This window comes from Polaribacter sp. R77954 (assembly GCF_044595335.1).
GTDB lineage: Bacteria > Bacteroidota > Bacteroidia > Flavobacteriales > Flavobacteriaceae > Polaribacter.
Window position 1 is genome coordinate 2742303 of sequence record NZ_CP138992.1, and the last position, 21926, is coordinate 2764228.

At 29.6% G+C, this 21926-nt stretch carries 18 protein-coding genes; 13 read left to right on the forward strand and 5 right to left on the reverse strand.

All coding sequences use genetic code 11. From position 1 onward, the window contains the following. The first annotated feature begins 58 nt into the window (after window positions 1–58). The 5 genes from SJY27_RS11965 to SJY27_RS11985 are packed head-to-tail and all read left to right on the forward strand — an operon-like array spanning window position 59 to window position 8100. Window positions 59–2383, forward strand: a complete 2325-nt coding sequence (locus SJY27_RS11965) for a two-component regulator propeller domain-containing protein (RefSeq protein ID WP_397445074.1) — start codon at window positions 59–61, stop codon at window positions 2381–2383. Then, entirely contained in the window at window positions 2383–3105 is a 723-nt protein-coding gene (recO, locus tag SJY27_RS11970; protein ID WP_397445075.1) for a DNA repair protein RecO, read from the forward strand. The genes SJY27_RS11965 and recO overlap by 1 nt, the downstream gene beginning before the upstream one ends. Then, the gene (locus tag SJY27_RS11975) at window positions 3105–5594 is read left to right on the forward strand and encodes a TonB-dependent receptor domain-containing protein (RefSeq protein WP_397445076.1); all 2490 of its coding nucleotides are present in this window, start codon (window positions 3105–3107) and stop codon (window positions 5592–5594) included. The genes recO and SJY27_RS11975 overlap by 1 nt, the downstream gene beginning before the upstream one ends. An 18-nt stretch (window positions 5595–5612) precedes the next feature. Then, a complete protein-coding gene (locus SJY27_RS11980) occupies window positions 5613–6629 on the forward strand; it encodes an acyltransferase family protein (RefSeq protein ID WP_397445077.1) in 1017 nt (338 codons plus the stop codon). After that, entirely contained in the window at window positions 6595–8100 is a 1506-nt protein-coding gene (locus SJY27_RS11985) for a phosphoethanolamine transferase (RefSeq protein ID WP_397445078.1), read from the forward strand. Before SJY27_RS11980 ends, SJY27_RS11985 begins: the two co-directional genes overlap by 35 nt. Before the next feature lie 8 nt (window positions 8101–8108). Here the strand turns inward: SJY27_RS11985 and SJY27_RS11990 are convergent, their stop codons facing one another. From SJY27_RS11990 to SJY27_RS12000, 3 genes are read right to left on the reverse strand one after another with little or no spacing between them, the layout of a single operon-like run. Next, window positions 8109–8456: an SdpI family protein gene (locus SJY27_RS11990; RefSeq protein WP_397445079.1), complete on the reverse strand. Its 348-nt coding sequence runs from the start codon at window positions 8454–8456 to the stop codon at window positions 8109–8111. A gap of 45 nt (window positions 8457–8501) precedes the next feature. Beyond that, window positions 8502–9368: an acyl-CoA thioesterase gene (locus SJY27_RS11995; protein ID WP_397445080.1), complete on the reverse strand. Its 867-nt coding sequence runs from the start codon at window positions 9366–9368 to the stop codon at window positions 8502–8504. A gap of 6 nt (window positions 9369–9374) precedes the next feature. Then, on the reverse strand, window positions 9375–10541 hold the full coding sequence (locus SJY27_RS12000) for a GNAT family N-acetyltransferase (protein ID WP_397445081.1): 1167 nt from the start codon (window positions 10539–10541) through the stop codon (window positions 9375–9377). Between the two features lie 231 nt (window positions 10542–10772). On the opposite strand from SJY27_RS12000, the gene SJY27_RS12005 reads away from it, so the two are divergent. The 8 genes from SJY27_RS12005 to trxA all read left to right on the forward strand — a co-directional run bounded on the left by SJY27_RS12005 (window position 10773) and on the right by trxA (window position 19194). Continuing rightward, window positions 10773–11237, forward strand: coding sequence for a MarR family winged helix-turn-helix transcriptional regulator (locus tag SJY27_RS12005; RefSeq protein ID WP_397445082.1), 465 nt, complete (start codon window positions 10773–10775; stop codon window positions 11235–11237). 10 nt (window positions 11238–11247) lie between these two features. Beyond that, on the forward strand, window positions 11248–12360 hold the full coding sequence (locus SJY27_RS12010) for an efflux RND transporter periplasmic adaptor subunit (RefSeq protein ID WP_397445083.1): 1113 nt from the start codon (window positions 11248–11250) through the stop codon (window positions 12358–12360). A gap of 4 nt (window positions 12361–12364) precedes the next feature. After that, on the forward strand, window positions 12365–15565 hold the full coding sequence (locus SJY27_RS12015) for an efflux RND transporter permease subunit (RefSeq protein ID WP_397445084.1): 3201 nt from the start codon (window positions 12365–12367) through the stop codon (window positions 15563–15565). Continuing rightward, the gene (locus tag SJY27_RS12020; protein ID WP_397445086.1) at window positions 15552–16895 is read left to right on the forward strand and encodes a TolC family protein; all 1344 of its coding nucleotides are present in this window, start codon (window positions 15552–15554) and stop codon (window positions 16893–16895) included. Before SJY27_RS12015 ends, SJY27_RS12020 begins: the two co-directional genes overlap by 14 nt. 70 nt (window positions 16896–16965) lie before the next feature. Beyond that, a complete protein-coding gene (locus tag SJY27_RS12025; protein ID WP_397445087.1) occupies window positions 16966–17100 on the forward strand; it encodes a hypothetical protein in 135 nt (44 codons plus the stop codon). A 110-nt stretch (window positions 17101–17210) separates the two neighbouring features. Beyond that, the gene (locus SJY27_RS12030; RefSeq protein ID WP_397445088.1) at window positions 17211–17843 is read left to right on the forward strand and encodes a Crp/Fnr family transcriptional regulator; all 633 of its coding nucleotides are present in this window, start codon (window positions 17211–17213) and stop codon (window positions 17841–17843) included. Between the two features lie 50 nt (window positions 17844–17893). Next, window positions 17894–18883 carry a DUF3365 domain-containing protein gene (locus tag SJY27_RS12035; RefSeq protein WP_397445089.1) on the forward strand — a complete coding sequence of 330 codons (990 nt, stop codon included), beginning with the start codon at window positions 17894–17896 and terminating at the stop codon, window positions 18881–18883. Window positions 18884–18897: 14 nt separating this feature from the next. After that, window positions 18898–19194 carry a thioredoxin gene (gene trxA / locus SJY27_RS12040; protein WP_397445090.1) on the forward strand — a complete coding sequence of 99 codons (297 nt, stop codon included), beginning with the start codon at window positions 18898–18900 and terminating at the stop codon, window positions 19192–19194. Window positions 19195–19251: 57 nt separating this feature from the next. Here the strand turns inward: trxA and nadB are convergent, their stop codons facing one another. Together nadB and nadA are read right to left on the reverse strand one after the other, a co-directional pair. Then, window positions 19252–20835, reverse strand: coding sequence for an L-aspartate oxidase (gene nadB, locus SJY27_RS12045; RefSeq protein ID WP_397445091.1), 1584 nt, complete (start codon window positions 20833–20835; stop codon window positions 19252–19254). A gap of 8 nt (window positions 20836–20843) precedes the next feature. Continuing rightward, window positions 20844–21839, reverse strand: a complete 996-nt coding sequence (gene nadA / locus SJY27_RS12050; RefSeq protein WP_397445093.1) for a quinolinate synthase NadA — start codon at window positions 21837–21839, stop codon at window positions 20844–20846. Between the last annotated feature and the right edge of the window lie 87 nt (window positions 21840–21926).

Here is a 21926-nt window from a genome sequence, read left to right on the forward strand (position 1 = left end):
AACTCTTTTTAACGTTAATTTACAATATTTAAATATCTTTGGTAATATAATCAGTTTTATGAAAAAAGTAATTTTTCTTCTTCTTTTATCTATGTATTCTACTGTTTTTTCTCAAATAGATTACAGCGATTCTTGGGAAGATTTTTATTCTTATAATAATGTAAAAGATTTTATTAAAGTTGATGATATCATCTATGCTTTAGCAGATAATGCCGTTTTTACTTTTAACGAAACAACTTTAGAAATCGAGAAATTTTCATCAATTCAGGGTTTGTCTGGCGAAACAACTTCTGCAATTTATTACAGTGCTACTTACGATAGATTGATAATTGGTTATGAAAATGGACTTGTAGAAGTAATTGATAGCGATGATAGCATTACCATTTCTTCAGATATTGTGAATTTTAATCAATCTGGTAATAAGAGCATCAACCATATTTCTGAATCTGGTAACATTTTATATTTAGCTACACCTTTTGCTATTGTTGAATATAATATCGAAAAATTAGAATTTGGTGATACTTTTTTTATTGGAAATAGTTCAACATCGTTAGTGATTCATCAAACTCTAGTAGAAAATAACACTATTTATGCTGCTACTGAAGATGGAGTTTTTACAGCTGATGTTAGCAACAATTTATTGATTGATTTTAATAACTGGAATCAAAATTTTGCTGGTCGTGAATTTAGTAATATTTCTTTTTTTAATGATCAAGTTTATGTTTCAGAGGGCAATAAATTATATCAATTCAATAATGGAAATTTAACACAAGTTAGAGACTTTTTTCAGACGATATATGGCCTAAATTCATCCAACTCACATTTAACGGTTACACTAAACAAAAGTGCAGTAGTTTTAGATACATCTAACAACCAAACAGCTAATTTTACAACGACTACAGATTTTGATTTTACTTTATCTAATTCATTATTTGTAGATGAAACTATTTATTTAGCCACAGAAGAATTCGGAATTTTAAAAACTACTTCTTCTCTTACTACTTTCGAAGAAATTCATCCAGAAGGCCCTTTGTCTAATGAAGTTTTTTCTATTGATGTAAATAATAGTGATTTGTGGGTAGTTTATGGGGGGTATGATGGAGTATATGCACCTGCACAAATCAAACAAGGTTTTAGTCATTTTAATGGAGAAAACTGGATTAATACTCCTTATGACTCTGGTTATCCTGTAACCGATTTAAATTATGTTTCCATAGATCCTAATCACGAAAATAAAGTATACATTAGTTCTTTTGGAGCTACAAATAATGTTAATTCAGTTTCTACAGGAGGTTTGCTTGTTGTAGAAAACGATGAAATAAATACATTTTATAATCATTTAAATAGTCCTTTAGCAGATATAGAATCAGCTAATCCAAACTATGTAACAGTTAGAGTTAGTGCTACAGCTTTTGATAGCCAAGGTAATTTGTGGGTAGCAAACATCAATCAAGATGAAGAGCTTAAGAAATTAACCCCAAATGGACAATGGAGTAGTTATGATATTAGTGCTATACAAACGGTTTTTGCTTTTGGGTTAAGTGAAATGGCCATAAGTAGTAATAATACAATTTGGGTAGGCACTAGAAGAAATGGTGTTTATGCATTTAATGAAACTGGAAATAGAAAAAGAGCTTTAATTGCCACAGAAAATTTAGGAAATTTACCAGATACAGATGTGTTAACTGTTGCTATTGATAAAAGTGGAAGAGTTTGGCTAGGTACAAGAACGGGTATGGTTGTTTTTAGAAACGCATCTACTGTTTTTGATGCGGATATTTTAAATGCAGAACCTGTAATTATAGAAGAAAATGGCGTTGGAGAGCGCTTGTTGGGCGATCAAAGAATAAATACCATTTTTGTAGATGGTGCAGATAATAAATGGTTTGGTACAGATAGTGGAGGTGTGTTATACACAAATCCTTCAGGGCAAACTACTTTGGCTAATTTTAGTACAGAAAATTCACCTTTACCTTCAGATAGAATTTTAAAAATAAGGGTAGATGAAAGTAGTGGAAAAGTATACTTTGCAACAGATAAAGGTATTGTAGCTTACAATAGTAATGTTGCACCTTTTGGTGAAGTTTTGGCAGAGGTGTATGCATATCCAAACCCTGCTTTAAAAAATCACCAAACTATAACTATTGGTGGTAGAAATGGTACACATTTGCCTCAAGGTACTAACGTTAAAATTTTAGATGTTGCAGGTAATTTAGTTTACGAAACCAATGTTGTAGAAGGTCAAGAATTACAGGGTGGTAAAGTGGTTTGGAACAAAAAAAACTTGGCTGGTAATAGTGTGGCATCTGGGGTTTATATTGTTTTAATGGCTAATGAAGATGCCTCAGAAACAGCTACCACAAAAATTGCAATTGTAAATTAATGGCAATTGTAACCACAAAAGCCATTGTGTTAAGCTCACTAAAATATGGTGATACAAGTTTAATTGTAAAATGCTACACAGAAAATGATGGTATAAAAAGTTATATGCTTAGAGGGATTTTAAAACCTAAAAAAAAAGGCATAAAAGCAGCTTACTTTCAGCCTTTAACTCAATTGCAAATTGTAGCAAAACACAATTCTAAAAACACATTAAACTCCATAAAAGAAGTTCAAGTTATTCAACCCTATAAAACCATTCATGCAGATATTGTAAAGCAATCTGTAGTGTTTTTCTTGTCAGAGGTTTTGGCAAGTTCTATTCAAGAAGAAGAACAAAATAAAACATTATACAGCTATTTAGAAACCGCTTTTACTTGGTTAGATGTGCATGATAAAATTGCTAATTTTCATCTTCTTTTTTTATTGAATCTTACTGGTTTTTTAGGATTTTATCCAGACATGTCTCAAACTAATAAAGCTGGTTTTAACCTTTTAGAAGGTGTTTTTTCTGATGATATACAAGATAAAAATGTCATTCATCACAATAATTTTCATCAATTTAAAAAGCTGTTAGGCATAAATTTTGATGCAATAGAAAATGTATCTTATAGTAAGGATGAAAGACAACTAGTTTTGCAAACCATAATTAAGTATTTTAAGTTACATTTGGGGAGTTTTAGAGAACCGAAATCTTTACAAGTTTTAGAAACCGTTTTTAGTTGATGATGAAGTATTTCTTTTTTGTAGTTATTTTTTTGGTAAGCTGTAGTTCTTTTGCCCAAAAAGTGAAAGTTTTAGATCAAGAAACAGGTAAAGTTGTTAAAAATGTAACTGTTTTTAATGAATTTAATACAGTAAGCTTAACAACAGACGATTCTGGTTTTACAGATATTACCTCTATAAAAGCAAACGAGATTATCTTTTTTTCACATTTGTCTTATGCTGTTTTTAGAATAAAAAAAGCAACATTAAGAAAGCGAAATTTTATTGTGTATCTCAACAAACAGTCTGAAGAGTTAGATGAAGTTGTAATTTCATCATTTAAAAAAGCAGAAAAAGCAAAACGTATTGCAGAACAAATAGCTGTACTTTCTCAAAAAGACATACAAAAAGTTTCACCTCAAACTTCGGCTGATTTGTTGGCAACAATTCCTGGTATTAAAGTACAAAAATCGCAGTTTGGTGGTGGTAGTCCTGTAATTCGTGGTATGGAATCTAATCGGGTTTTGTTGGTAGTTGATGGTGTTAGAATGAATAATGCAATTTACAGAAAAGGGCATCTACAAAACGCAATTACATTATCACCCAATTTATTAGATAAAACAGAGGTAGTTTTTGGGCCATCGTCTGTAATTTATGGCTCAGATGCCTTGGGTGGAGTTATTCATTATTATACAAAAACACCTAAATTATCCGAAGAAACAAAAGTAGAAAGTCATTTTTTTTCTAGATTTTCTACTGTAAATCAAGAAATAACAACTACTGTTTCTGCAGAGGTTAGTCATAAAAACTGGGCCTCGTTTACAAGTGTTTCTTATTCTGATTTTGGTGATTTAAAAGTAGGTGAAAATAGAAATCATGGTTTTTCAGATTGGGGAAAAGTATTCTATTTTTCAGAAAATGTAAATGGCAATTATGCAGCAAATCCCACATTAAACTCTAACCCTAATTTGCTAAGAAACACAGGTTTTAATCAAACAGATGTGCTACAAAAATTCTTTGTGCCTTTCACAAAAAATACAGATTTAAAAATCAATTTACAATACTCTACATCTTCAGATATTCCAAGATTTGATCGATTAACAGAGCTTACAGAAGTTACAGATGCCTCTTCATTAAAATTTGCAGAATGGTATTATGGGCCTCAAAATCGTTTACTAATCTCGTCACAATTACTCATCAACCCTAATAAAAATTGGTTAGAAAGTGGCACAATTACGGCTGCATACCAAAATATTGAAGAAAGTAGAATTCAAAGAAAATTTGGTAGTTTAGATAGAAGTTATAGAGAAGAAACCGTTGATGTTTTTAGTATAAATGGTGATTTTTCTGTGCCAGTAACCGAAGATAAAACCAGAGTGTTATCTTATGGTTTTGAGTTTGCTTACAATAATGTTGCGTCTAATTCTTATGGAAAAACCTTAACGATTGTAGACGATAAAATAGCTGGTTTTGCTAATGATTTTAAAGTACAATCTCGATATCCTGATGGGGGTAGCAATTTTTTAACGTCAGCTGCTTATTTAGGCTATAGACAAGATTTAAATAGCAAATCTACCCTTAATACAGGCATACGATTTACCAATACAAATAAAAATGCAACTTGGGTAGATGATACTTTTTTAAACTTTGAAGACAAAACCTTAAGCCGAAACAATTCTGCTGTAACAGCTACTTTGGGTTATGTGTATAAACCCAATAGAAATTGGCAATTAAATGGAGTTTTATCTTCTGGATTTCGATCACCAAATATAGATGATGTTGGTAGGGTTCGTGAAAAAGCAGGAAATGTTACCATACCTAATATTAACGTAGATCCTGAATTTGCTTACAATGCAGAGATTGGCATTTTAAAATACTTGAACAAACGAAAATTTAGAATCGGGGCTAACTTATATTATACCTTGTTAGATAATTATATACAAAGAGATTTTGTGTACAATGCAGATGGTAGTATTATGCAAGTAGCTTTTGATGGTGAATTGGGTAATGCTGTAAACAATCAAAATAAAGGAAATGCCTATATTTTTGGATACACTTTAAATTATTTAGGTAAAATATCTAAAACCGTAAACACTTCTGGATTTATTACCTACACTAAAGGTAGAACCTATGATACAGAAGAGCCAATGTCTTCAATTCCGCCATTATTTGGTCAGTTTCAACTCAATTATCAAAAAGATAAAATTGCGTTAGGCGCAGATTTTAGATTTAATAGTAAAAAAGATATAGAAGATTTTAATTTTATAGAAGGGATTGATAATCATGATTTAACACCCATTGTAAATGCTAATGCTACAGATGATGTTGATAAATTTTATGGTACACCAAGTTGGATGACTTTTGGGGTAAATGGTAGTTACGAGGTAAATACTAATTTTTCTGTACAAGCAAGATTCGATAATGTTTTTGATGAACATTATGTAGAGTTTGCTTCTGGTGTTTCTTCCCCAGGTAGAAATTTATCGGTTTCTTTTATGGCTAATTTTTAGTCGTATATTTATCCTATTATGAATAGCTTAATAAACAATAGGATAGAATGGATAGATACTGTGAAAGGTTTTGGTATTATTCTGGTTGTATATGGTCATAATTTTCCCTTATTAGAAAATTATATATATACTTTTCATATGCCTTTGTTTTTTTTAATTGCAGGCTTGTTTCATCCTAATAAAATTACAAGTACAATCATTAAAAAAAGAGCTCAGCAAATTCTAATTCCATATTTTCTGTGGAGTAGTTTATTATTTTTGTTTTGGTATGCCTTAGGCAGGCATTTTGGAGAGTCTAAAGCAATGAACTTAAGTGTATTTAAAAATCTTTTTGGTGTTTTTTATGCTCAAGGAGATATCGAATATATGAATTGGGGGATACCTATGTGGTTTTTACCCGCTATTTTTTTATCATTTTTAATTTTTGGATACATTTTAAAGTTCAAACAAAAAGTACATCAAATTATAATTGCTGTAATTTTAATAATTATTGGATTTTTAATTCCAAAATTGACTGATTTCCATTTAGTATGGAGCTTGGATGTTGTATTGGTTTCACTTGTATTCTATGCTATTGGTTACTACTTTAAGGCTTTTATTTTAAGTGATAAAATGCAATATCAAAAACCAGTATTATTGTTGTTTTTTATTGTTCATTTATTCATTTCCATTTTTTTTGAAAACAAAGTAGATATGTATCGATCTAACTATGGCAATGAACTTTTGTTTATTTTAAACGGAATAACTGGTGTATTTTTTTGGATATTATTGTTCAAAACCATAAAAAAGATACCAATTTTATTTTTTTTTGGTAAGCATACCATACCTGTTTTAGCAATGCAAGTAAGGGCTTTAACATTAATTAAGGCTTTGTTACTATTTATTTTTAATTATAAAAATTTTAATTTTACAGAGTTAGAAATCGTTATAATTACTATAGCACAATTATGCATAATGTATTTAGCAATACTATTTATTAATAAAAAATTCCCAATCTTAAATGGTAAAAGAAAGGCTTTGGAAAGAGGAATTTAAGTTTCATTTAAAATTGCAATTACTTATTGTAATTTTTGTTACGCTTTCTTCTTACGTTTACATTCCATTTGGTAGTGTTAAAGCACTTCTTGTATATTTTATACACTTTCTATTATTACAATTTTCTGTATTTGGCTTTGTTTACATACTTAGTGTATTCAAAAATCTTTTTTTTGTTTTATTTCCATTGATATTTTTAGTGTTCACCTCATTATCCTTTTGGGTTTATACACAAGATGTTACCATTGCTTTGGGGTTAATTCAAGCAATTTTAGAAACAAAAACAGATATAGCCATAGATACCATTAGCATTCCGTTTTTAGGGTATTTATTTATATCAATTATACCGCTTTTTTTCCTGATGAAAAGGTTTAAAAAGTTGAAAACTAATGGCGTAAAGTCACCTTTATTTGTTCTTGCAATTTTTGGTATTATTACTTTTTTTGTAGTTGAACATTATAAATTTGGCACTTTTAAAAGAAAGCTACCTTATAACGCTTATTTTGGTTTAGTAGATTACCTAAAAACATCTAATTTAGAGTTGAATGAAGTTGTTGAAGATCTGGTATCAACAGAAAAAAATATAGAAATTATTTTTGTTTTGGGCGAGTCTGTAAGAGCAGATCACTTGGGTTTAAATGGTTATTACAGAAACACAACACCTTTATTATCGATTCAAAAAAACATCGTTAGCTTCAAAAATATCTATACACCATTAACGTATACAGCTATTAGTGTTCCTCAAATATTAACAAATAAATCTATTACAGATGTAAACCATAAAAAATGGACTAGCGTTTACAGTGTTCTTCATAAAGCCGATTTTAAGACAACTTGGTTAGGAAACCAAACCTTAGAGAAGAGTTATCAAAAAATTGTTCAAACCAATGATACTGTTCAAATTATCGATAAATTTCACTCTGTTTTAAGTTTCAAAAAAGAAAAAGATATGGAACTTTTAGATTTTTTTGAAGATGAAAAAATAGAAGAGAATAAGATTACAACTTTACACATGATAGGTAGCCACTGGTATTACAATAGTAGAATTTCAAAACAATTTAAACAGTATACACCCATTGTTAAAAGTAAATATGTAGGTTCATCTTCTGCAGAAGAGTTGATAAACTCTTATGACAATACAATTTTATATTTAGATTCTTTTTTAAATACGTTGATTCATAAACTTAAAAAATCTTCTAAAAAAACCATCTTAATTTATCTCTCAGATCATGGAGAAACTTTGGGTGAAGATGGTAAATGGTTTCATGCACAAGAACACGAAGCCTCCAAAAATCCAGCGATGTTAGTTTGGTTTTCTGATAATTTTAAAAACAGTTATCCTTTAAAAATAAAGAATTTAAAAGCTAAAAAAAACGATGCTATTACAACAGATTTTTTGTTTCATAGCATTATAGATCTTGCAGAAATTAAAAACTTTAAATTTGATAGAACAAAAAGTATTTTTAATTAAAATTAGGCTTATTTCTTTTTTTTACCCTCGTCTGTAAAATTATCGTTTATAGAACGTTCTGTTTTTACAATACTTACTAAAAGTGATAAAGCTACTAAAACCATAGGTTCCCAGCTTAATGCTACTTTTGTAATGGTTGCTAATAGTAACGCAGCCAAAAAAGAAAAACCACTATATTTTAAAAAAGCTTCATTAAAAGTATTGTTTGCAAAATCCCATATTTGTTGATTTTGCATAGCCTTAGGTGTACGATACCCATAGATATTATTAATTTTTTTTGGCGGAAATTTCCAGAAAATAACACTAATCAAAAATAATACACCATTGGTTGTTAATACATACGTAAAAGAACTCATATTTTATTTTTCTATTTTTAAATTTCCAATTATCTAGTAAACGGTTTACTTTTTAACTGGTCTTAACAATCCTTCTTGAGCAAAAGAGGCAATTAATTTACCATCTCTTGTAAAAATATTTCCTCTACATAACCCTCTTGCTCCATAAGTGCTTGGTGATTCTGCAGAAAAAAGCATCCAATCATCAAACTCAAAATCTCTAAAAAACCACATAGAATGATCTAAACTCGCAGTCATGGTATTGCCAAAATTATAATCTTTGGCATTCGGATTAAAAGCAGCATTCAATACATTATAATCCGAAATGTATGTCAAAATTTGATGTTTCATTTGGATGTCCATTTCAGGAACATCTCCTTTTAATTTAAACCAAACTTCTTCTTTTGGAGGCCTGTTTTTTGGTTCTAAAGGATTTGGAACAACCAAAGGTTTAAATGCAATTGGCCTTTCTATTTCTAAAAATGCTTTTATACTTTTTGGTAAAAAATCACCAAACTGAACAGCCATATCATCCCAACTTAATAGTTCTTCGGGTTGCTTAATATTCGTTTTCATGGCAACTTGATGTTCAAAACCTTCTTCATTTTTATGAAAAGAAGCAGCCAGAATAAATATGGTTTTACCATTCTGACTTGCAGTTACTCTTCTTGTAGAAAAACTACCACCATTTCTAACTTCAGAAACATCGTATTCTATAGGAATTGTTAAATCTCCGGATTCTAAAAAATAAGAATGTAAAGAATGTAAAAAACGATTTTCTGGAATTGTTCTATACGCAGCATGTACAGCTTGCGCCAGTACTTGACCACCAAACACAATTGCACTTCCAATGGTTACACTTTCTCCTAAAAACTTGTTTTTTGTGACTTCTTTTAAAGATAAAAGAGAGACGAGTTCTTTACTATTCTTCATTAAAATTTATGATTTAAATGGAAATTTTTGACGAAAAGATGTAGGTTGTACATATTGCAAAAATAACTTTAAAATTTTATTTGTGATACTTTTTTTATGACGAAGATACATGGTTAAATCTTGTGGAACTGCGCCTACAGAACTTTTTATTTCGCTTGCTGTTCTTCCAAAATTAACGGTTTTTAGTTTTTTTTCAATGGCAATTTCTACATAATCATATAGCATTCTTTGATAAATGGCATATTTTTTATTCAGTTGATAATCAATCCCTACAAAATGAGCATCCAAAGATTTTTGGTTGATGACACCAGACATAAATCCTACAATTTTATCATTTATGCTGTAGGTTTTTAAAATGTAATTGCTGCCTAGTTTTTCTTTAAAATCTTTGTATGTTTCTAAATTAAAATTGGCCAGATTAAAATCTGCACCAGAACTCACCTTTTTATACAAAGCTGACATTTTGGGCAATTTTTCATCAATATTATCTAAGGTAACATTTTCTATTAAAAGACTTTTACTCAATACTAAAGCTCTTTTTGCTTTTACTCTGAATTTTGTTTTCATAGCCATTAAATAATCATCAAAAGTTACCCAGTTTTTAGGTAATTTTAATTTCATATTTGGCTCAACAGAAAAAGGATGATAATTGTACGCTTTTAATTCGTCTGTAATCGATAAAGATTCGTTTACAAAATCTTTAATTAAAAAGGCATCGATTTTTGTTTTAAGGTCTTTGTTTAAGTTTAAAAAGTGATTTATGCTTTCTGCCAGTTCTTTAAGAATTGCATTTTTATCTTCGTCTTTTTTGATAAAAACGCCATGTTCTCCGCTCACAAAAATGTTTCCATAGATTAATAATTTTAAAGGTTTGTTATCTGGAATTATATGCAGTTTTTTACCAATATTTCTTAAAAACTCTAAATCGTTCTTAATGGAATTTACATGAAAATCAACAATTTTTAAATTTGCAATTGCAGTTGGTTTTTTATTGTTATCAATTAGAACAATATAGGCAAAGCCAATTTCTGGATGATTTTTTTCTAATGATTTTAAATAATTAGGATGAAAATAAATATTATTATTACAAGCTAAATCTTCCCAAATTTCAGCAGGAATTGCATCAACAGAATCAAAAAATAATGATGTATTTGTGTTAGTATTGCAAATCAAACAATTATAAAGGTTTTAGGATTAGATGCATATAAATTAGCGTATTTATTATTTAAAAAAGATAAAGATGCTAAAAAAATATGGTTTACTAAAAGTTACCTTATAATTGTCGTTTTTTTCTTTTTATACTTTCTAAAACGTTAAAAATGTTTTTAAATGTTATATTTTTTTTAACAAAATATTAAATAGTTGCACCTACAACTAAACAGGTGGTTTGTTTACTTTTGCTCGGTGAAAAAAAAAGATTTAGATATTGATTTCGAGAATTCTATTGGGCCTTGGTTAGGTAGAACAGGCAAATTGGTAGATTATTTTTTTCAGGAATCTTTTAATGCTAATGGTTTAGATTTAACCAAAGAACAAATGATAGTTTTAAAAAAATTAACTTATCAAGATGGCTTAAATCAAAATGAATTGGCGTTTTTAACATTAAGAGACAAGTCTTCTCTTGCTCGTTTATTATCTAAAATGGAAAAGAAAAACTACATTTTTAGAGAACAAAGTAAAGAAGACAAACGTATTAAAAATGTGTTTTTAACCAACTACGGAAAAGAAATATACGAAAAAACTAAGCCTGTTATTCAAAATTTAATATCAACCATAGAACAAAATATTACACCAGAAGAAAAGCAACAAATAATTCAAATATTCAAACAAATACAAACTAACTTTAACTCTAAAATAGAGCACATTTAACCAATCATATATGAGAAAAATTATACTTGCTGCCCTAGGAATTGCTGCTATTGTAGGAGCAATTTTTTTAGGTAATTATTTAATTGAAAAAAATCAGAAACCTAAACCAACTTTTAAAAAGCAAATAAAAACTGTTTTTGTAAAAAATGTAGAAAATAAATTAATTCCTATTGTTTTATCTGCAAGTGGTAATTTAACTGCAAAAAATAAAATAGAAATTTATTCTGAAGTATCTGGAGTTTTAAAACCGTCTAAAAAGTTATTTAAAGCAGGTTCTAATTACTATAAAGGAGAAACTTTATTAAGTTTAAATAACGATGAATTTTATGCAAGTATTCAATCACAAAAAAGTAATTTATATAACTTAATAACTTCGGTTTTACCAGATTTAAGATTAGATTATCCATCTGAATTTCCAAAATGGGAAAAATATTTGCAGGGTTTTGATTTAAATAAATCAACACCTAAAATTCCCGAATTTTCTTCTGATAAAGAAAAGTATTTTATTTCTGGTAGAGGTATTTTAACGGCCTATTTTAACGTAAAAAATTTAGAAGTTCGTTTAACAAAATACCAAATAAGAGCGCCTTTTTCAGGTATTTTAACAGAAGCATTAGTAAGTCCGGGTTCTTTAGTAAGAGTTGGGCAAAAATTAGGAGAATTTATAGATCCAAGTGTTTATGAAATGGAAGTTTCTATAAATGCAGCCTATGCAGATTTGTTAAAAATAGGTAATGATGTTACACTTTCTAATTTAGAAAAAACAAAAAATTATACAGGTAAAGTGGTACGTGTAAATGGTAAAGTAGATCAGGTGTCGCAAACTATAAAAGCTTTTATTGATGTAAAACATACAGATTTAAAAGAAGGTATGTATTTAGAAGCCAATTTGGTAGCTAAATCTGAAACCGACGCTATAGAAATACCAAGAAAATTATTGGTAGATAATACTGCTGTTTACACAGTTCAAAACGATAGTGTTTTAACCTTGTCAAAAATAAATCCGGTTTATTTTGGGGCAGAAACTGTAGTTATCAAAGGTCTTAAAAATAACGATAAATTATTATCGCAAACTTTACCAGGTGCTTTTGATGGTATGATTGTAAAAATTAATAAAAAGTAATTATATGAAAAAAATAATTACGTATTTTATAAAATATCCAGTAGCCGTAAATGTAATAATTATAGCATTTATCATTTTTGGAGCAGTTGGTATATTTAGCATGAAATCTTCCTTTTTTCCATTGGTAGATTCAGAACTAATAAATATTTCTTTAGCTTATCCTGGTGCATCACCTGCAGAAATGGAAGAAGGTGTTGTACTAAAAATAGAAGATAATTTAAAAGGAATTGTAGGTGTAGAAAGAGTAACTTCTGTATCTAGAGAAAATTCTGCAACTGTAAGTATAGAGGTAGAAAAAGGCAAGAATATAGATGTTGTTTTATCTGACGTTAAAAATGCTGTAGATCGTGTTCCATCATTTCCTTCTGGTATGGAACCCGCAGTTATTGCTAAGGTAGAGAGTATTAGACCAACCATAAGTTTTACAGTTAGTGGAGATAATCTTTCTTTAAAAGCCATTAAACAATATGCAAGAAATGTAGAGAATGATATTAGAGGTATGGAAGGTATCTCTCAAGTATCACTTTCTGGTTTTCCTGATGAAGAAATAGAAATTGCAGTAAGAGAAAATGATTTACGTGCCTATAATATGTCTTTTGCAGAAGTGGCTAGCGCAGTTTCCAATTCTAATATTTTAATAACTGGTGGTAATATAAAAACGGTAGAAGAAGATTATTTAATTAGAGCAAGTAACAGGTCTTATTATGGTTTAGAACTTCAAAATTTAATTGTTAGAACAGAAACTAATGGTAATATTATCCGTTTAAAAGATATTGCAGAAGTTAGAGATACTTGGTCAGAAACTCCAGATAGGTTGTATTATAATGGCAATTTAGCCATAGATATTACAGTAAGTAATACCAATAATGAAGATTTAATTTCTTCTGCCGATAAAATTAAAGAGTATATTCATAAATACAATCAAGAAAACCAAAATGTAAAATTAAGCGTTACTAGCGATAGAAGTTTAACCCTAAATGGTAGAACAAAATTATTAGTAGAAAACGGAGTTGTAGGTATACTTTTAGTATTATTTTTCTTAGCACTATTTTTAAACTTACGTTTAGCAATTTGGGTAGCATTTGGTTTGCCTGTCGCATTTTTAGGTATGTTCATTTTCGCAGCTCAATTTGATGTAACCATTAATGTTTTATCTCTTTTTGGGATGATTATTGTTATCGGTATTTTAGTTGATGATGGAATTGTGATAGGTGAAAATATATACCATCATTATTACGACTTAGGAAAATCTAAAATAAAAGCAGCTATAGATGGTACAATGGAAGTTATTCCGCCAATTGTATCAGCAATTTTAACTACAATCATCGCTTTTTCAACTTTCTTTTTTGTTGATGGAAGAATAGGTAGTTTTTTTGGTGAAGTATCTACAATTGTGTTGTTAACACTTACAGTTTCTTTAGTAGAAGCTCTAATTATTTTACCTGCGCATATTGCACATTCTAAAGCTCTAGACAGAAAAAGATTAGAAAATGGCGAAAAGAAAAAAAGCAATAAACTAGACGATTTCTTTAACAAAGTAAACAAAGGAGCAGACGTGTTTTTAATGAAAATTAGAGATAACTATTATATGCCATTTTTAAGGTTTAGCTTACAAAATAAAATTTTTGCTTTCGGTATTCCAATTGCAATGTTAATTTTTAGTATTCTAGCTATGAATGCAGGTATTATTAAACAATCATTTTTTCCAAGGGTAGCAAGCGATCAAGTAAAGATTACGTTAACCATGCCTCAAGGTACTAACGAAAAAATTACAGATTCGATTATTTCATCCATAGAAGAAAAAGTGTGGTTGGTTAACAAAGAGTATTCTGCCAAACAATCAGGAGATTTAGATGTTGTAGAAAATGTAATCAAAAGAGTTGGGCCAGGAAGTGCAAATGCAACTTTAAGTGTAAACCTTTTACCAGGTGAAGCAAGAGATTTTTCATCACCAGAAATAACAAATGCCATTAGCGATAAAGTAGGTAAAGTTTATGGTGTAGAAAGTTTAGTTTTTGGTTCTGGGGGTAATTTTGGTGGTAGCCCAGTTGCGGTTTCTTTATTAGGTAATAATATTACAGAATTAAAAGCTGCCAAAGAAGAATTAAAGTTGGTGCTAGAAAACAACCCGCTTTTAAAAGATATTTCTGATAACGACCCAGCAGGTATTAAAGAAGTAAAAATAGAATTAAAAGACAATGCTTATTTGCTAGGTTTAAACTTGCAATCTGTAATGGCACAAGTGCGTTATGGTTTCTTCGGATTACAAGCGCAGCGTTTTCAAAGAGGACAAGACGAAATTAAAATCTGGGTACGTTATGATAAAAAAGACAGATCATCAATTAAAAATTTAGATGATATGCGTATTATAACACCAACAGGAACAAGAATTCCGTTTTCTGAAATTGCAAATTATACAATAGAAAGAGGAGATATTGCAATTAATCATTTAGATGGAAAAAGAGAAATTCAAATTACAGCAGATTTAAAAGATTTAGAAACAAGTGCAACAGAAGTTTTAGATGATATTAAGTTAAAAGTAATGCCAGAAATACTTTCTAAATATCACAGTGTAACTCCTTTGTATGAAGGTCAAAATAGAGAAGCTAAGAAAACTACAGATTCTGTTAAACTTGTTGGTCCAATAATTTTATTATTAATTTATATTGTAATAGCATTTACATTCCGTTCTTATAGCCAACCAATATTACTAATTATTATGATTCCTTTTAGTATGATTGGAGTTATTTGGGGGCATTTTATTCACGATTTTTCAATTGGTATATTATCTTTCTTAGGTATTATTGCCTTAGTAGGTATTATGGTAAATGATGGTTTGGTTTTAATAGGTAAATTTAATAACTATTTAAAAGAAGGTATGAAGTTTGACGAAGCGTTAATTGCAGCAGGTCAATCTCGTTTCAGAGCAATTTTCTTAACTTCTTTAACTACTATTGCTGGTTTAGCACCTTTAATGTTAGAAAAAAGTAGACAAGCACAATTTTTAATACCAATGGCAATATCTATTTCTTATGGTATTGCAATTGCTACAGTTTTAACTTTGGTAATGTTGCCATTATTATTATCGGTTTCTAACTCTATGAAAGTAGGAATTAAATGGTTAAAAACAGGAGAAAAGGTTACAAAAGAAGAAGTAGAAAGAGCAATTATAGAATCTAAATTCGATGAAAATGAAGATCATTAAAAACACAATATTTGTAGTCGTTTTTTTATCGACTTTACAAGTTTTTTCTCAAGAAATATTAACAAAAAAAGAAGCATTAGCAATTACTCTAGAAAATAATTTCGGAGTTAAAATTGCTAATAATAATTTAGAAGTTGCTAAAAATAATACAAGTATTTACAATACAGGTTTTTTACCAACTGCTTCTGTAAGTTCTGGTGCAAATTATAGTAGAAATAACCAAAGTTTAACATTTACAGATAGAGACACTGGTGGTGATTCTGAGATAGCAGGTAGTGGAATTGTCTCTAAAACATACAATGCAACTTTAGGAGTAAATTATACAATTTTTGACGGTTTGGGTAGAAAGTATAATTATAAGCAATTAAAAGAAACCTATAATTTAACAGAGCTACAAGCAAGAGCCACTATAGAAAACACCTATTTACAATTGTTTACAAATTACTTTCAAATTGCACGTTTGTCTGAAAATGAAAAAAATTTAAAAGAAGCGTTATCCATTTCAAAAAGAAGGATGCAAAGAGCAAAATATACCTATGATTATGGGCAATCTACAAAATTAGAATACCTAAATGCTCAAGTAGATGTTAATAATGATAGTATTAGTTATATAAGCGCAAAACAGCAATTAAGCAATGCAAAAAGAGGTTTAAATGTTATTTTGGGTATTGAAAAAGAAACCAACTATAACGTTGAAACTAAGGTAGATTATAGCACAATGCTTAACTTTAATGATTTAGAAGTTAAAACACTTGCTAATAATTCACTCTTAAAGCAAAACGAAAAAAATATCGCTATTAGTGAGTTTAATATTAAAGTAAATAAAGCCAGTTACTTACCAACGTTAAGTTTTAACGCATCTTATGGTTTTAATAGAACCGAAAATGAAAATCTAATTAACCCATTTGGGGCAAAATTAATTACTTCTGATGGATTAAATGCGGGTTTAAATTTATCTTGGAATATTTTTGATGGAGGTTCTAGAAAAACAAGTGTTGCCAATGCCAAAATAGCATTAGACAATCAAGAAATAGCATTAGAGCAGCAAAAAGTTACCATTAAAAATAACTTAAAAAACACTTGGGAAAACTATAAAAATCAGCTTTTTATCTTAAAAGCACAAGAACAAAATGTACTGAGTAATCAAAATAATTTTGATAGAACTCAAGAGCGTTTTAAGTTAGGGCAAATTACTTCAGTAGAATTTAGGCAAGCACAAATTAACTTAATAAACGCAAAAACAGCTTTAAATAACGCAAAATTTGATGCAAAATTAATAGAATTACAATTGTTACAATTAAGTGGCGATATTTTAAATGTGGCGTTTTAAATACTGACTGACTTTTATCATAAAATAACGTAATAGAATACAATACTTTTACAATCTAATTTTATTGAATATGAAGTTTTTAAATATACCTTTAGTTTCTTGGGCCAATGGTACAATTATGATTGGCATTTTTGTTTTAGTTGTTATTGGTCTAGTAGCAGCAGTTTACTTATTGATGAATAGCGATAAGAAGCCAACCAAATAAAGAGCTGCTTTATTTTTTTTGCAATCTAAATTTTCATTTGGATACTTCTTTTTTTGGCATAATTTCAAGCTTTTTTTATGTAAATTTATAATCTAAATTTTTGATTTATAATGAATGTAGATCTTGCTAGTAATTTTGCGTACTTATTTGAAAAAGAGTTGCTCGAAGAAATTAATACTCTTGGCGTAGCAAAACAATTTAAAGCCGACAGTGTTATTATAGAGTTGGAAGATTTTATAAAATCGATGCCACTATTGCTTTCTGGAGCCATAAAAATTCTAAGAGAAGACGATAAAGGAGAAGAACTTGTACTTTATTATTTAGAAAAAGGAGATACATGTGCTATGACATTATCTTGCTGTATGGGCCAAACAAAAAGTAAAATTAGAGCAGTTGCAGAAACCGATGTTTCTTTAATTTTATTGCCAAAAGAAAAAATGACAGTTTGGTTAAGTACGTACAAATCTTGGCAATCATTTATTTTAGAAAGCTATCATAACAGAGTAGAAGAACTTTTAGAAGCTATAGATACCATTGCTTTTTTAAAAATGGAAGACCGCCTTTTTAAATACCTAAAAGACAAAGCTATGGTAGTGCATAATGATGAGTTAATTACAACCCACAAACAAATTTCTGAAGATTTACATACCTCTAGAGTTGTGGTATCTAGACTATTAAAAAAATTAGAAAACGAAAACAAAATAGAGTTGCATAGAAATAGTATAAAAGTAGTACAACTGTAACATAGGTTACAAAAAATGTAAAGATTCTATTTTATTTTTGTAATAAAATTATGAAATACTATACGCTAATATTCGCCTTACTTTTTGCTTTTAGCTGCCAAAAAAGCCAAAAACCATCTTATTCCAAACAAAAATCTTCTGCGGATGCAGATCATCCTGGAAAGAAAATAATGGAAAACAAATGCTATGTCTGTCATAGTCCATCAGCAACAGAAGATGGTAGAATTGCACCACCAATGATTGCCATTAAAAGGCATTATATTTCTTCAGAAACATCAAAAGAAGAATTTATACAAGACATGCAAAATTGGATTCAAAATCCAATTGAAGAGAATGCTAAAATGTTAGGGGCAGTTAAAAGATTTGGTTTGATGCCAAAACAGTATTTCTCTAAAGAAGATATTAAGAAAATTTCTGAATATATGTTTGATAATGAAATCGAAAAACCAACATGGTTTGAAGATCATTATAACAAAGAAAGTGGTAAAGGCAAAGGTCATGGAATGGGTAATGGTAAAGGGGTGCACAAACAACAAAGCAATAATTTTAAAAACCTACCTTATCATGAAAGAGGTTTAAAATATGCACTAACGACAAAAGCTGTTTTAGGAAAAAACTTAATGGGTAAAATACAAAAAGAAGGTACTTTGGCTGCTTTAAAATTTTGTAATATAAAAGCTTATCCTTTAACCGATAGCATGGCTGTTGTGCACAATGCAACCATTAAACGAGTTTCAGACAAACCTAGAAATCCTAAAAATTTAGCTAGTTCAGAAGAAAATATGTATATCAATATTTTTAAAGAAGATGTAAAATCTGCTAAAGATTCAGAACCCATTGTGGTAGCATCTACAAATCACGTAAATGTGTACTACCCAATTAAAACAAACAGCATGTGCATACAATGTCATGGTGATAAAAGTGGTGATATACAGTCTAACGTTTTAACGCAAATAGACAAGCTATATCCAAAAGATATGGCAACAGGCTATAGTGAAAATCAAGTAAGGGGTATATGGAGTATATCTTTTAACAAATAAAATAGTTTTTAGGCATGAGCAAATTTTCAGAAATTATTAATCAAGATAAACCTGTTTTAGTAGATTTTTTTGCAGAATGGTGTGGGCCTTGTAAAATGATGAGCCCTATTTTAAAAGAAGTAAAAGAGGGTTTAGGAGATCAGGTATCAATTATTAAAATTGATGTTGATAAAAATCAAACTCTAGCTGCAAAATATCAAGTTAGGGGAGTGCCTACATTAATACTATACAAATCTGGAAAACAAGTTTGGCGACAATCTGGGATGGTACAGAAAAACGAATTAGTTTCTATTATTGATAAATTTAGTTGATTATTATAATAGTTTGGTTAGTAAGCACCTGAATTAAATTTCAGGTGTTTTTTTATTTTAGGTGCAATCTAAACTGTAAAAACCACCACAATTTACCGTTCTTTTTTTAGAAAACTGGGTTATTAAATAGGCAGTTGTAATTAGGTTTCTTAATTCGCACAAATCTACAGAAAGTTCAGAATAATCATACAAACGTTTATTATCTTCATATAAAACACGTAAACGTTTTTCTGCACGTTGTAAACGTTCGTTAGAACGCACAATGCCTACATAATTAGTCATTATTGTTTTTACTTCATTTCTATCATGAGAAATTAAAACTTTTTCCATATTCTTTTTTACACCACTATCATTCCAAGCTGGTACATTATCTGGAAATTTTGCTTTTTTTAACTTCTTAGAAATATCTTTAAAAGCGTTATGCGCATAAACCAAACCTTCTAATAAAGAGTTAGAGGCCAATCTGTTTCCACCATGTAAACCAGTTCTGGTTACTTCTCCACAGGCATAGAGTTTTTTAATAGAAGTTTTTGCTTTTTTGTTTACATTTACACCACCACAAATATAATGTGATGCAGGTACAACAGGTATATAATCTTTAGAAACATCAATATTTAAAGACAAACATTTCTTGGTGATATTCGGAAAATGTTCCTTAAATTTTTCCATATCTAATTGTGTACAATCTAAATAAACATGAGGTTTTCCGCTCATTTTTAATTCGTTATCTATAGCTCTTGCAACAATATCTCTAGAGGCTAATTCTTCTCTTTCATCGTATTTATACATAAAGAAATTACCATTGTAATCTCTTAATTTAGCACCAAAACCCCTAACAGCTTCAGAAATTAAAAATGCAGGATATTCTCCAGGATTAAATAATGCTGTTGGATGAAACTGAATAAACTCCATATCAGAAATTTCTGCTTTGGCTCTGTAAGCAATTCCTATTCCATCTCCTGTAGCTACAGTTGGGTTTGTAGTGGTTTCATAAACTTGGCCATTTCCACCAGAAGCAAGCAAGGTAAACTTACTAACAATTGTTTTTACGCGCTCTTTTTTTTCATCTAAAACATAAGCGCCATAACAAGAAATTTTTCCATTTCTTTTGGTTTTTTTCTTTTTTAGTTGATGCTCTGTAATTAAATCTATGGCATAATGATGGGTAAGAAAATCGATGTTTGGCAATGCGTTTACTTGCGTTAATAACGCACGTTCAATTTCTGCACCAGTGATATCTGTATGATGTAAAATTCGGTTTTGAGAGTGCCCTCCTTCACGACCTAAATCGTAATAACCATTTTCATTTTTATCAAATTGTGTACCCCACTCAATTAATTCTTTTAATCTTTTAGGAGCATTTTCTACAACCATTCTAACAACATCTTCATCACACAAACCATCACCAGCAACTAAAGTATCTTGCACATGTTGTTCAAAACTATCTACATCTTTATTAAAAACGGTTGCAATACCTCCTTGTGCATATTTGGTATTCGATTCGCTTTGAGAATCTTTAGTAACTATAATAACCTTAGAATCTTTGTGTTCTTTTGCAATTTTTAGCGCAAAAGTTAATCCAGAAACTCCAGAGCCAATTACTAAAAAATCGCATGTAATTATTTTATCGTTACTAACCATTTGTTTTTTTATTTAGATAATTCTAACATTCTGTTTATAGGTACAATTGCTTTTTTAGCCAATTCACTTTCAACTTCTATATTAGGCAATTCGTGTTTTAAACATAAATACAACTTTTTCATTGTATTCATTTTCATGTAGGCACATTCGCTGCAAGCGCAAGTATTATCTTCTTTTGCAGGTGCAGGAATAATGGTTTTATTTGGATTTTCTTGCATCATTTCAAATAAAATACCAGCTTCTGTGGCTACAATAAACTTGTTCTTTTCGCTGTTTTTTACGTAATTTAATAAACCTGATGTAGAGCCAATGTATTTAGCAACTTTTAGCAAGTGCGCTTCAGACTCTGGATGCGCAATGATTTCTGCATCAGGGTGTTCTTTGTACAAGTCTATCAACTTTTCCATAGAAAACGCTTCATGTACCATACAAGCACCATCCCAAAGTAACATCTCTCTACCTGTTTCTTTATTTAAATAATCGCCTAAATTTCTATCTGGCGCAAAAATAATGGGTTGATTTTCTGGAAAAGAATCAATTATTTTTTTGGCATTAGATGAGGTGCAAACAATATCGCTTAGCGCTTTAATTTCTGCAGAGCAATTAATATAAGTAACTACTTTATGATCTGGATGTTTTGCTTTAAAAACCGAAAATTCTTCTGGCGGACAAGAATCTGCTAAAGAGCAACCTGCTAATAAATCTGGTAATAAAACCTTTTTTGTAGGATTTAAAATTTTTGCAGTTTCTGCCATAAAATGAACCCCTGCAAAAACAATCATGTCAGCATCTGTTTTAGCAGCTTGTTGTGCCAATGCCAAACTATCACCAACAAAATCAGCAATTTCTTGAATTTCATCAATTTGATAATAATGAGCCAATATAACTGCATTTTTTTCTTTTTTTAACTTTAGAATTTCTTCAACATAATTAATGTTGGGAGTTTCTAGATCTAAAAACCCTTTTTTATTCAATTTTTCTTTTGCGGCGATTAAAGTTTCCATAAAATTGTTTAATTTGGACTGTGTAGCAAATATAAAAGCTATTTTATTGGTAGGAAAATGATTAAAGTCATTGCTATTAAATTATAA

What these genes read in the sequence shown, in the direction of transcription:
- SJY27_RS12035 (WP_397445089.1), top strand. Translation starts at nt 17,894, where the DNA reads ATGAAATACTATACGCTAATATTCGCCTTACTTTTTGCTTTTAGCTGC.
- SJY27_RS11965 (WP_397445074.1), top strand. Translation starts at nt 59, where the DNA reads ATGAAAAAAGTAATTTTTCTTCTTCTTTTATCTATGTATTCTACTGTT.
- SJY27_RS12020 (WP_397445086.1), top strand. Translation starts at nt 15,552, where the DNA reads ATGAAGATCATTAAAAACACAATATTTGTAGTCGTTTTTTTATCGACT.
- trxA (WP_397445090.1), top strand. Translation starts at nt 18,898, where the DNA reads ATGAGCAAATTTTCAGAAATTATTAATCAAGATAAACCTGTTTTAGTA.
- SJY27_RS11990 (WP_397445079.1), bottom strand. Translation starts at nt 8,456, where the DNA reads ATGAGTTCTTTTACGTATGTATTAACAACCAATGGTGTATTATTTTTG.
- SJY27_RS11980 (WP_397445077.1), top strand. Translation starts at nt 5,613, where the DNA reads ATGAATAGCTTAATAAACAATAGGATAGAATGGATAGATACTGTGAAA.
- nadB (WP_397445091.1), bottom strand. Translation starts at nt 20,835, where the DNA reads ATGGTTAGTAACGATAAAATAATTACATGCGATTTTTTAGTAATTGGC.
- recO (WP_397445075.1), top strand. Translation starts at nt 2,383, where the DNA reads ATGGCAATTGTAACCACAAAAGCCATTGTGTTAAGCTCACTAAAATAT.
- SJY27_RS11995 (WP_397445080.1), bottom strand. Translation starts at nt 9,368, where the DNA reads ATGAAGAATAGTAAAGAACTCGTCTCTCTTTTATCTTTAAAAGAAGTC.
- SJY27_RS12025 (WP_397445087.1), top strand. Translation starts at nt 16,966, where the DNA reads ATGAAGTTTTTAAATATACCTTTAGTTTCTTGGGCCAATGGTACAATT.
- SJY27_RS11985 (WP_397445078.1), top strand. Translation starts at nt 6,595, where the DNA reads ATGGTAAAAGAAAGGCTTTGGAAAGAGGAATTTAAGTTTCATTTAAAA.
- SJY27_RS12030 (WP_397445088.1), top strand. Translation starts at nt 17,211, where the DNA reads ATGAATGTAGATCTTGCTAGTAATTTTGCGTACTTATTTGAAAAAGAG.
- SJY27_RS12010 (WP_397445083.1), top strand. Translation starts at nt 11,248, where the DNA reads ATGAGAAAAATTATACTTGCTGCCCTAGGAATTGCTGCTATTGTAGGA.
- SJY27_RS12015 (WP_397445084.1), top strand. Translation starts at nt 12,365, where the DNA reads ATGAAAAAAATAATTACGTATTTTATAAAATATCCAGTAGCCGTAAAT.
- nadA (WP_397445093.1), bottom strand. Translation starts at nt 21,839, where the DNA reads ATGGAAACTTTAATCGCCGCAAAAGAAAAATTGAATAAAAAAGGGTTT.
- SJY27_RS11975 (WP_397445076.1), top strand. Translation starts at nt 3,105, where the DNA reads ATGATGAAGTATTTCTTTTTTGTAGTTATTTTTTTGGTAAGCTGTAGT.